The 10740-nt window shown below is 71.4% G+C and carries 10 protein-coding genes; 3 read left to right on the forward strand and 7 right to left on the reverse strand.

Going from position 1 to position 10740, the window contains the following annotated elements; genetic code table 11:
• Positions 1–86: 86 nt before the first annotated feature.
• Entirely contained in the window at positions 87–1442 is a 1356-nt protein-coding gene (locus tag ACWGE1_RS32985; protein ID WP_189736270.1) for a class II 3-deoxy-7-phosphoheptulonate synthase, read from the reverse strand.
• A 337-nt stretch (positions 1443–1779) separates the two neighbouring features.
• On the opposite strand from ACWGE1_RS32985, the gene ACWGE1_RS32990 reads away from it, so the two are divergent.
• Positions 1780–3675: an anthranilate synthase family protein gene (locus tag ACWGE1_RS32990; RefSeq protein ID WP_453424126.1), complete on the forward strand. Its 1896-nt coding sequence runs from the start codon at positions 1780–1782 to the stop codon at positions 3673–3675.
• Positions 3676–3714: 39 nt separating this feature from the next.
• Here ACWGE1_RS32990 and ACWGE1_RS32995 read toward each other — a convergent pair whose 3' ends face one another.
• From ACWGE1_RS32995 to ACWGE1_RS33020, 6 genes are all read right to left on the reverse strand, one after another.
• Positions 3715–4008, reverse strand: a complete 294-nt coding sequence (locus ACWGE1_RS32995) for a hypothetical protein (RefSeq protein WP_453424127.1) — start codon at positions 4006–4008, stop codon at positions 3715–3717.
• 78 nt (positions 4009–4086) lie between these two features.
• Positions 4087–5082, reverse strand: a complete 996-nt coding sequence (locus ACWGE1_RS33000; protein ID WP_453424128.1) for a 2-hydroxyacid dehydrogenase — start codon at positions 5080–5082, stop codon at positions 4087–4089.
• A 66-nt stretch (positions 5083–5148) separates the two neighbouring features.
• The gene (locus tag ACWGE1_RS33005) at positions 5149–6177 is read right to left on the reverse strand and encodes a 6-phosphofructokinase (protein WP_453424132.1); all 1029 of its coding nucleotides are present in this window, start codon (positions 6175–6177) and stop codon (positions 5149–5151) included.
• A gap of 165 nt (positions 6178–6342) precedes the next feature.
• Positions 6343–7041 (reverse strand): response regulator, encoded by a 699-nt coding sequence (locus ACWGE1_RS33010; protein WP_453424129.1) that lies wholly within the window; start codon positions 7039–7041, stop codon positions 6343–6345.
• The gene (gene macS, locus ACWGE1_RS33015; RefSeq protein ID WP_453424130.1) at positions 7038–8255 is read right to left on the reverse strand and encodes a MacS family sensor histidine kinase; all 1218 of its coding nucleotides are present in this window, start codon (positions 8253–8255) and stop codon (positions 7038–7040) included. The genes ACWGE1_RS33010 and macS overlap by 4 nt, the downstream gene beginning before the upstream one ends.
• A gap of 38 nt (positions 8256–8293) precedes the next feature.
• Complete coding sequence (locus tag ACWGE1_RS33020) at positions 8294–9034, reverse strand: lysophospholipid acyltransferase family protein (RefSeq protein ID WP_453424133.1); 741 nt, start codon at positions 9032–9034, stop codon at positions 8294–8296.
• Positions 9035–9204: 170 nt separating this feature from the next.
• Between ACWGE1_RS33020 and ACWGE1_RS33025 the strand changes: the two genes are divergently transcribed.
• Together ACWGE1_RS33025 and ACWGE1_RS33030 are read left to right on the forward strand one after the other, a co-directional pair.
• Entirely contained in the window at positions 9205–9984 is a 780-nt protein-coding gene (locus tag ACWGE1_RS33025; RefSeq protein ID WP_385161249.1) for an alpha/beta hydrolase, read from the forward strand.
• Positions 9977–10609: a hypothetical protein gene (locus ACWGE1_RS33030; RefSeq protein WP_453424131.1), complete on the forward strand. Its 633-nt coding sequence runs from the start codon at positions 9977–9979 to the stop codon at positions 10607–10609. The genes ACWGE1_RS33025 and ACWGE1_RS33030 overlap by 8 nt, the downstream gene beginning before the upstream one ends.
• Positions 10610–10740: the final 131 nt, after the last annotated feature.

The following is a 10740-nucleotide window of genomic DNA, read 5'->3' on the forward strand; positions in this document are numbered from 1 at the left end:
GGTTACATAAACGCCCCGTATACAACTGGGGGGCGCGTAACACATCGATCCGCCCCCCACTGTCGTACGAAGGTACTGACTGATCCCTACTGGTCGCGGTACATCTCGGCGACCAGGAACGCCAGGTCCAGGGACTGGCTGCGGTTGAGCCGCGGGTCGCAGGCCGTCTCGTAGCGCTGGTGCAGGTCGTCGACGAAGATCTCGTCGCCGCCGCCCACGCACTCGGTGACGTCGTCACCGGTGAGCTCGACGTGGATGCCGCCCGGGTGGGTGCCGAGGGCCTTGTGGACCTCGAAGAAGCCCTTGACCTCGTCGAGCACGTCGTCGAAACGGCGCGTCTTGTGGCCGGAGGCCGCCTCGAAGGTGTTGCCGTGCATCGGGTCGGTGACCCAGGCGACGGTCGCACCGGACGCGGTGACCTTCTCGACCAGCTCGGGGAGCTTGTCGCGGACCTTGTCGGCGCCCATGCGGACGACGAAGGTCAGCCGGCCCGGCTCGCGCTCGGGGTCCAGGCGGTCGATGTAGGTCAGCGCCTCGTCCACCGTGGTGGTGGGGCCGAGCTTGATGCCGATCGGGTTGGCGATCTGCGAGCAGAACTCGATGTGCGCGTGGTCCAGCTGGCGGGTGCGCTCACCGATCCAGACCATGTGGCCGGAGGTGTCGTACAGCTTGCCGGTGCGCGAGTCGGTGCGGGTCAGCGCACCCTCGTAGTCGAGCAGCAGCGCCTCGTGGGAGGCGTAGAACTCGACGGCCTTGAACTCGGCCGGGTCGGTGCCGCACGCCTTCATGAAGTTCAGCGCGTTGTCGATCTCCCGCGCGAGCTGCTCGTAGCGCTGGCCGGACGGGCTGGACTTCACGAAGTCCTGGTTCCAGGCGTGCACCTGGCGCAGGTCGGCGTAACCACCGGTGGTGAAGGCGCGCACCAGGTTGAGCGTCGAGGCGGACGCGTTGTACATGCGCTTCAGCCGCTCGGGGTCCGGGACGCGGGCCTCTTCGGTGAAGGCGAAGCCGTTGACGGAGTCGCCGCGGTAGGTCGGCAGGGTGACGCCGTCGCGGGTCTCGGTGTCCTTGGAGCGCGGCTTGGAGTACTGGCCCGCGATGCGGCCGACCTTGACGACGGGCACGGAGGCGGCGTACGTCAGGACGGCGCTCATCTGGAGCAGCGTCTTCAGCTTGGCGCGGATGTGGTCGGCGGAGACACCGTCGAAGGCCTCGGCACAGTCGCCGCCCTGCAGCAGGAACGCCTCGCCCTTGGCGACGGCTCCCAGACGGGCACGCAGCTGGTCGCATTCGCCCGCGAAAACGAGCGGAGGATACGACTCGAGGTCCGCGACGACAGCGCGCAGAGCCTCGGCATCGGGGTACGAAGGCTGCTGCGCCGCGGGAAGGTCTCGCCAGGTCGCCTTGGCGGCGGGGGCTTGGGTTTCAGCGTTCACGGTCACCTCGTACACATTACGGCGTCACAGGCCGCATCCAGCCCCCCGCCCACCAGGTGAGACGAACCGGCTCAAAGGTTCCGGGCGCCCGACGATTCGGAATCCATGGTTCAGCCCACGCCGTGAGACAGATCCTGCGCCACGGAGCCGGTCTGGGCTAAGGTGCCCACCATGTACGCGCATTCGCACCAGACCTGGTGGTGGCCCGCTCCTGGCGGTCCACTTCTCGCGCGTACCTGAAGACACGCACGACGCGAAGGCCGCCCCGAGGGGCGGCCTTCCGCGTTTTCGACCGTTGTCGGATCCCGGGGCCGCTCCTCCCACCGGAAGGATGCTCCGCCCCATGGACCTCAGCCGACAGAACCGATTGAGCCGACTGCTCGACCCCTCCTGCCCGCCCTTCGCCCTGCTGCGCCGGCGGACCCCCGGCCGCGACCACGACACCGTCGAGGTGCTGATCGGGCAGGTGGACGAGGTCGAACACCTCGCCGACCTGCCCGTGGGTGAGCTGCCGGCGCTCGCCCTCGTCCCCTTCCGGCAGATCCGCGAGCGCGGCTTCGACGTACGGGACGACGGGACGCCGCTGAGCGTGCTGGTCGCCGAGGAGGCGTACGAGATCCCGCTCGCCGAGGCACTGGCCGCGCTGCCGCGGCACCCGGTGCGGGTCGACGGCGGGGGCTTCGACGTCCCCGACGAGGAGTACGCGGCCACCGTCCGACGGGTCATCGAGGACGAGATCGGGCGCGGCGAGGGCGCGAACTTCGTCATCCGGCGCACCTACGAGGGCCGCATCGACGGATTCGGCCGGGCCGACGCGCTCGCGCTGTTCCGGCGGCTGCTGGAGGGCGAGCGGGGTGCGTACTGGACGTACGTCGTCCACACCGGGGAGCGGACGCTGGTCGGGGCCAGCCCCGAGGTGCACGTGCGGATGTCCGGCGGGACGGTCGTGATGAACCCGATCAGCGGCACCTACCGCCATCCGGCCGGAGGGCCGACGGCCGAGTCCCTCCTCGCCTTCCTCGGCGACCGCAAGGAGACCGAGGAGCTGTCGATGGTGGTCGACGAGGAACTGAAGATGATGTGCACGGTCGGCGACATGGGCGGGGTCGTCGTCGGACCGCGGCTGAAGGAGATGTCGCACCTCGCGCACACCGAGTACGAGCTGCGCGGCCGGTCCTCGCTGGACGTGCGGGAGGTGCTGCGGGAAACCATGTTCGCGGCGACGGTGACCGGCTCTCCCGTGCAGAACGCCTGCCGGGTGATCGAGCGGTACGAGGCCGGCGGGCGCGGCTACTACGCGGGGGCGCTGGCCCTGCTGGGCCTGGACCCCGCGGGGGCGCAGACCCTCGACTCCCCCATCCTGATCCGCACCGCCGACATCGCGGCGGACGGGGTGCTGCGGGTGCCGGTGGGCGCCACGCTGGTCCGGCACTCGGATCCGGCGGGCGAGGTGGCGGAGACCCACGCGAAGGCGGCCGGGGTGCTGGCCGCGCTCGGGGTGCGGCCGGCGGCGCCGCGCCCGGCGTTCGAGGGGGCCCGGCTGGCGGACGACCCCCGGGTCCGGGCGGCACTCGCGGCGCGCCGCCGGGATCTGGCGCCGTTCTGGCTGCGGATGCAGGAGCGGCCGGCCGCGGTGACCGGCCACGCGCTGGTGGTGGACGGCGAGGACACCTTCGCGGCGATGCTGGCGCACGTGCTGCGGGTGGCCGGGCTGGAGGTGTCCGTACGCCGCTACGACGATCCGGGGCTGCGGGCGGCGGCCTTGGCCTGGGAGGGTCCGATCGTCCTGGGCCCCGGCCCGGGCAATCCGGCCGAGTCCGCGGACCCGAAGATGCGGATGCTGCGCGCGCTGACGGCCGACCTGCTGGCCGGGCACCGCCACGGCCTGGTCGGGGTCTGCCTGGGCCACGAGCTGCTGGCGGCCGAGCTGGGCCTCCCGCTGCTCCGCAAGGCGGAACCGGCGCAGGGGGCGCAGATGCGGATCGACCTGTTCGGGGCCGAGGAGGTCGTCGGCTTCTACAACACGTACACCGCGCACTGCGACGACGCCCTGGCCGGCCGGCTGGCGACCCGCGGGGTGGAGGTGGCCCGCGATCCGGCCACGGGCGAGGTGCACGCGCTTCGCTCCGCGGCGGGCTTCGCGGGGGTCCAGTTCCACCCGGAGTCGGTCCTCACCCTGCGCGGGGCGGACCTGGTGCGCGAGCTCCTGACCGGGGTCCGGGCGGTGTCCCCGGCCTGAGGGGTCGCACGCCGGACGGGCCGGACGCCCCCTGGGCGGTCAGCCCGTCCGGCTCTCGACGCCCGGGGACCCGCCGGCCCGGAGGTGGCGCACCAGCTGCCAGGTCAGGATCGGGCCCAGCACGGCCAGCCCGCACAGGAGGGCGGTGGGATTGCCGGTCGCCAGCGCCGCCGACACCGCGGCGCCCACCGCGTGATCGGCGAAGGTGAGCCACGGGTCCACCCGCCGGCCCGGCTCGGCGCGGAGGGCGGGCCGCAGGGCCCGGAGGGCGTACACGAGCTGGATGGCGGCAAAAGCCGGCATGATCCAGCGGAACACGGTAGGGACGTCCACGTGGCCGAATCTAAGGCCCGTTCCGGCCCGCCGGTATGGCCGGATGCCGAAGTCCGGGTGAACTCCCGGGGCCGTGCCCTACGCCGGCGGGACGAGGGTGTTCTCGGAGCGGCGGCCGGCCTGGTAGTCGGCGACGTTGGCGACGGTGGTGGCGATGATCTGGTCCACCGCGTCCCTCGTGTAGTAGGCCTGGTGGGAGGTCACCACGACGTTCGGGAAGGTGACGAGGCGGGCCAGGGTGTCGTCCTCGACGGCCTCCAGGGACTTGTCCAGGAAGAAGACGCCGGCCTCCGCCTCGTACACGTCCAGGCCGACGCCCTCGAAGCGGCCCGCCCGGAGCTCGTCGACCAGCGCCTCGGTGTCGATCAGCCCGCCGCGGCTGGTGTTCACCAGGATCGCGTCGTCCCGCATCCGCCGCAGCGCGGCCGCGTCGATGATGTGCCGGGTGGACTCCAGCAGGGGCACGTGCAGGCTGATCAGGTCCGAGGACGCGAGCAGCTCGTCCTTGTCCACGTAGGTCATGCCGAGCTCCAGGCAGGCCGGGTTCTGCACCACGTCCCAGCCCAGCAGACGCATGCCGAAGCCGTGCGCGATCCGCGTGAACGCCTCGCCGATCTTTCCGGTGCCGAGCACGCCGACCGTGCGGCCGTGGAAGTCCCGGCCCATCAGCCCGTTCAGCCGGAAGTCGAAGTCCCGGGTCCGGGTCGTCGCCCGGACGAGCCGCCGGTTCACGGCCATCGCCAGGGCCCAGGCGAACTCGGCCACCGAGTGGGGCGAGTAGTACGAGACCCGGCCGACCGTCATGTCGAGGCGCCGGGCCTCGTCCAGGTCGATGTTGTTGAAGCCGGTGGACCGCTGGGCGATCATCTTCGTCCCGCCCGCCGCCAGCATCCGCAGTACCCGGCCGCTCAGGTCGGCGTTGACGCTGGAGGAGACGATCTCGTACCCGGCGGCGATCGGCGCGGTGTCCTCGCCGAGGAAGACTTCGAGGCAACGGACCTCGTGCGCTCCCGCGAACGCCTGCTCCAGGAGCGGCTTCTCGTCGGCGGTCACACCGAATGCCAGGATCTCCACGCTTGCTCCCGCACCTCGAACCATGGGCCGTTCGTCACGATACGGCCCATGGCGTCGGGTCGCTGCTCAGCCGAAGAAGACCCCGGCCTCCTTGTAGAGCGCGGGATCCACCGTCTTCAGCTTCGACGTCGCCTCTGCGATCGGCACCCGGACGATGTCCGTCCCCTTGAGCGCGACCATCTTCCCGAAGTCCCCGTCGCGCACCGCCTCGATCGCGTGCAGCCCGAACCGGGTGGCGAGCCAGCGGTCGAAGGCGCTCGGCGTGCCGCCCCGCTGGATGTGCCCGAGCACCGTCGTGCGGGCCTCCTTGCCGGTCCGCGCCTCGATCTCCTTGGCCACCCACTCGCCCACGCCCGACAGCCGGACGTGCCCGAAGGAGTCCTGGGTGCCGTCCTTCAGCACCATCTCGCCGTCCTTGGGCATCGCGCCCTCCGCGACCACCACGATCGGCGCGTAACTCGCCCTGAACCGGGAGGTCACCCAGGCGCAGACCTCGTCCAGGTCGAAGCGCTGCTCCGGGATGAGGATGACGTTGGCGCCGCCCGCGAGCCCCGAGTGCAGGGCGATCCAGCCCGCGTGCCGGCCCATGACCTCGACGACCAGGACCCGCATGTGGGACTCGGCGGTGGTGTGCAGCCGGTCGATGGCCTCGGTCGCGATGCCGACCGCGGTGTCGAAGCCGAAGGTGTAGTCGGTGGCGGACAGGTCGTTGTCGATGGTCTTCGGCACGCCGACGCAGGGGATGCCGTACTCCTCGTACAGCCGGGCCGCGACCCCGAGGGTGTCCTCGCCCCCGATCGCGATGAGCGCGTCCACCTCGTGCTTCGCGAGGTTGTCCTTGATGTCCCGCACGCCGTTCTCCGTCTTGAACGGATTGGTGCGCGAGGAGCCGAGGATGGTGCCGCCGCGGGGGAGGATGCCGCGGACGGCGGGGATGTCGAGCGGGACGGTCCGCCCCTCGACCGCGCCCCGCCAGCCGTCCTTGAACCCGACGAACCCGCAGCCGTACTCCTGCTCGCCCTTGCGGACGACGGCCCTGATCACCGCATTGAGCCCGGGGCAGTCGCCGCCGCCGGTCAGCACTCCGACCTTCATGGATTCTCCAATCGCCATGACGGTCACGCTAGTGGTGACCCAGGTCACAGCAAGGGGACCGGAGAAGGCAATTCCGGTGGAATCGTGAGGCGTTGAGTACGTCCGTTCACTCGTACGAGGACGTAAGTACGATCGACGGGCGGTGGGCGCGTCCCGCGGACCGGTCTACGCGTCGTCGAGGCCGCGCTCTATGGCATAGCGGACGAGCTCCACCCGGTTGTGCAACTGCAGCTTGCCCAGGGTGTTCTGGACGTGGTTCTGCACGGTGCGGTGGGAGATGACCAGCCGCTCGGCGATCTGCTTGTACGACAGCCCCTTGGCCACCAGCCGCAGTACCTCGGTCTCCCGGTCGGTCAGTTGCGGCGCCTTCGGCTCGTCGGAGGTCGTCGGCACCGGGTCGGTGGCCAGGCGCCGGTACTCGCCGAGCACCAGCCCGGCCAGGCCCGGGGTGAAGACCGGGTCGCCCGCGGCGGTGCGGCGGACCGCGTCGATCAGCTCCTGGGCGCCGGCGGACTTCAGCAGGTAGCCGGTCGCACCGGACTTCACCGCCTCCAGCACGTCCGCGTGCTCACCGCTGGCCGACAGGACCAGGACCCGCAGGGCCGGGTTGGCGCCGACCAGCTCCTTGCAGACCTGCACCCCCGGCATGCCGGGCAGGTTGAGGTCGAGGACCAGCACGTCGGGCGTGACGGCGCGGGCCCGGCGCACCGCCTCGGCTCCGTCGCCGGCGGTGGCGACTACGTCGAAGCCCGCGGCGGCCAGGTCGCGGGCGACCGCGTCCCGCCACATCGGGTGGTCGTCGACCACCATCACCCTGATCTCGTGCAGTTCGTTGCGGTCGTTCACGTCGGTGCGCTCGCTCATCTCTTGTCCGTCCTCCCCCTGGGTACCTTCAGTTCCACTTCGGTGCCCTGCCCGGGGACGGACACCAGATCGGCGCTGCCGCCGAGATCGCGCAGCCTGCCGCGGATGGACAGGGCCACCCCCATCCGGCCCTCGCCCTCCGCCTGGTCGAGCCGGCCCGCCGGGATGCCGGGGCCGTCGTCGCGAACGGTCACGATCACCTCGTCGCCCCAGTCCTCGAGCAGGATCCAGGCCCGCGCGCCCTCCCCGGCGTGCTTGCGCACGTTGTCCAGGGCGGCGCCGACCGCCGCGGCCAGTTCCTTCGCGGCGGGCACCGGCAGCGGCACCGGGGTGCCGGGCTCGGCGAAGCTCACGCGGGACCCGGCGTGCGGGGCGAGGAGCGAGCGCAGGTCCAGCTCGCCGTCGTCGGTGCCCGGCTCGTCCTCCTCGTACGTGTCCACCAGCGCGCCCCGCGACTCGTCGCGGGAGACCCGGGAGGGATGGACCAGCCCGCTGGAGACCAGCGTGCGCAGCGCCACTTCCTGCTCCCCGGCCAGCCTGCCGAGCTCCTCGGCCTCGCCGCCCAGCTCGCTGCCGCGCCGCTGGACCATGGCGAGGACCTGGAGGACCCCGTCGTGGATGTCGCGGGCGAGGCGCTCGCGCTCGCGGGTGGCGGCCTCGATCTCCAGGGCGCGGGCGAGGGTGTTCTCACTGGCCCGGGCGACCTCGACGACGTAGCCGATGGCCACCGAGGAGACCCAGACGAGCAGGACGTTGTGCAGGGCGTCCCGGGTGGGCTGGCCGCCGTGGATGAGGATCGTCGCCGCGGCCACGAAGGTGGAGGCGAAACAGGCCCAGCGCCAGCCGCCCTTGATGGCGAAGGCGAGGACCGCGCCGCCGGTCCAGATCGTGGGGAGGGTGGGACCGCCCCCGGTGATCCGCTCGTGGGTGTCGGCGATCGGCGTGAGCGCGATCCCCACGATCGCGACGGTGAGGTCGGCGACGAGGAAGCCCTTGGTGCAGCTCGCGGCGTTCGCCACCTTGCGGGAGGTGGCGAGGGTCCAGACCGCGAGGAAGCCGAGGTAGCCGGCCGCCACCCCGGGGCGGGGGAACTCCTTGTACGCGGAGGCGAACAGCAGCACCGCATAGACCATGGTCAGCAGTCGGTACCCCGTCAGGGCACGCCAGAGCGGCTGCTCGACCGACATGCGCACGACGCGTTCGCGTTTCGCCATCTCCCCCACCCCTCGTGGGCGGTACCGCCCACGCGCAACTACTCCGACGTGCCGTCGGCCTTCTCCGGCTTGTCCGACTTCTCTGCCTTGGCGGCCTTTTCGGCCTTTTCGGCGTCGGCGATCTGACGCTTGGCCGCCGTGGCGTAGATGTCGACGTACTCCTGGCCGGAGAGCTTCATGATCTCGTACATGACCTCGTCGGTCACCGAGCGGAGGATGAAGCGGTCGCTGTCCATGCCGTGGTAGCGGCTGAAGTCCAGCGGCTTGCCGATCCGGATGCCCGGACGCATCAGCTTGGGGACCACCTTGCCGGGCGGCTGGATCTTCTCCGTGTCGATCATCGCCACGGGAATCACCGGCGCACCGGTGGCCAGGGCGACCCGGGCCAGACCGCCGGGCTTGCCCCGGTAGAGACGGCCGTCGGGTGAACGCGTCCCCTCGGGGTAAATACCGAACAGCTCCCCGCGCTCGATGACCTCGATGCCGCTCTTGATCGCGGCCTCTCCGGCCCCGCGCGCACCGGAGCGGTCCACCGGGAGCTGGCCGACGCCCTTGAAGAAGGCGGCCGTCAGCTTGCCCTTCACACCCGGGGAGGTGAAGTACTCCGCCTTCGCGATGAAGGTGACCTTGCGGTCCAGCACCGCCGGCAGGAAGAAGGAGTCCGAGAAGGAAAGGTGGTTGCTCGCAAGGATCGCCGGCCCCTCCGCGGGAATGTTCTCGAGGCCCTCCACCCACGGCCTGAATGCAAGCTTCAGTGAACCGCCGATCGAGAACTTCATTGCGCCGTAGATCAACTCGAAAGCCTTCCTGTGTCTGTCGAACAGACCATATCCCGTGCCTACACCGGCAGCGGCCCGACGACCCTGGCCGGTGCCACCCCGGTCGCGTACGGTGAAGTCACACAGAGCAACGCACCCACCCGACGTACGTCATGATCAAGGAGACCCTGGTGCCCGTCCTCCCTGGAGCCGAGCCGTTCCGCCACGAGGGCGGAGAGGTCGGCGTCCTCCTCTGCCACGGCTTCACCGGTTCCCCGCAGTCGCTGCGCCCCTGGGCCGAGTATCTCGCCGGGCGGGGTCTGACGGTGTCGCTGCCGCTGCTGCCCGGACACGGGACGCGCTGGCAGGACATGCAGCTCACGGGCTGGCAGGACTGGTACGCCGAGGTGGACCGCGCCCTGCGGGAACTGCTGGACCGGTGCGAGCAGGTGTTCGTCTTCGGGCTGTCGATGGGCGGGGCGCTGACCCTGCGGCTGGCGGCCAAGCACGGGGACGCCATCAGCGGCATCGTGCTCGTCAACCCGGCCAACAAGGTGCACGACCCGCTGGCCTTCGCCCTGCCGGTGGCCCAGCACTTCATCCGGTCCACGCCGGGCATCGCCAGTGACATCGCGAAGCCGGGCTCGGAGGAGGTCGGATACGACCGGGTCCCGACCCGGGCCGCGCACTCCCTGCGGAAGTTCCTGCAGCTGGTGGACGCCGAGCTGCCCCAGGTGACGCAGCCGCTGCTGCTCCTGCACAGCCCGCAGGACCACGTCGTACCGCCCGTCGACTCCGCGCGGGTCCTGGCCCGTGTCTCCTCGACGGACGTCACCGAGACCCTGCTGGAACAGAGCTACCACGTCGCGACGTTGGACCATGACGCGGAGCGGATCTTCGCGGACAGTTATGCGTTCGTCGGCCGACTGGCGGAGAGCGTGGGCAGGGAGGGGGCGGAGGCCGGTGGCTGAGCACGAGGAGCAGTCGGGCGGAGTCCCGCCGCTGGACGAGGAAGCAGCGTGGGCGGCGATCGTCGCCGGGTACGGGCAGGAGCCGCCGGACCCGCCGGGCGCCCGGCCGTTCAAGCCGATCGAGAACCTCCTCCTGCCGGAGGAGGACGTCAAGCCGCTGCCCGCGGAATCCGGACCGGATCCGAAGGCGGACGCCAAGCCGAAGCCCGCCCCCGAGCCTGAGCCGGACACGACGCCGGAGCCGGACGCCGAGCCGGAGCCTCCGGCGGCGCTGGGCAGCTCCGTGGTCTTCGCCCCGGGCGTGGGCGTGGGCATGGCCGGTCCCCGGGACCACTCGCTGGCGGAGCCGAAGGAGGACGACCTGACTCCGGCGGAGGAGGGTCACTTCGTTCCCCCGGAGCCGGAGCTCCCCGAGGCGGACACCACCTCGAAGTTCGCGTGGCTGGCCGTGGTCGGCGGCCCGGTCCTGCTGCTGCTGGCGGTGCTCCTGCAGTGGGAGATGACCTGGTGGCTGACGACGCTGGGGATCGGCGGCTTCCTGGGCGGCTTCGCGACGCTGGTCGCACGCATGCAGCACGGCGACGAGGATGACGACGACGACCCGGGCCGCGGCGCGGTCGTCTGACCCGCCCCTTCCCGGGGCTGCGCCCCGGACCGCCGCACCCGGACCCCGTGCCTCGGACGCCGGCGGGGCTGAAGCAGCAGAGCCTCGCCGGGGTTCGAGGCGCGCCGTAGCCGGGGGCAGCGCCCCCGGCT

It is taken from the genome of Streptomyces sp. NPDC054932 (genome assembly GCF_053610205.1).

What these genes read in the sequence shown, in the direction of transcription:
- ACWGE1_RS32990 (WP_453424126.1), top strand. Translation starts at nt 1,780, where the DNA reads ATGGACCTCAGCCGACAGAACCGATTGAGCCGACTGCTCGACCCCTCC.
- ACWGE1_RS33005 (WP_453424132.1), bottom strand. Translation starts at nt 6,177, where the DNA reads ATGAAGGTCGGAGTGCTGACCGGCGGCGGCGACTGCCCCGGGCTCAAT.
- ACWGE1_RS33010 (WP_453424129.1), bottom strand. Translation starts at nt 7,041, where the DNA reads ATGAGCGAGCGCACCGACGTGAACGACCGCAACGAACTGCACGAGATC.
- macS (WP_453424130.1), bottom strand. Translation starts at nt 8,255, where the DNA reads ATGGCGAAACGCGAACGCGTCGTGCGCATGTCGGTCGAGCAGCCGCTC.
- ACWGE1_RS33020 (WP_453424133.1), bottom strand. Translation starts at nt 9,034, where the DNA reads ATGAAGTTCTCGATCGGCGGTTCACTGAAGCTTGCATTCAGGCCGTGG.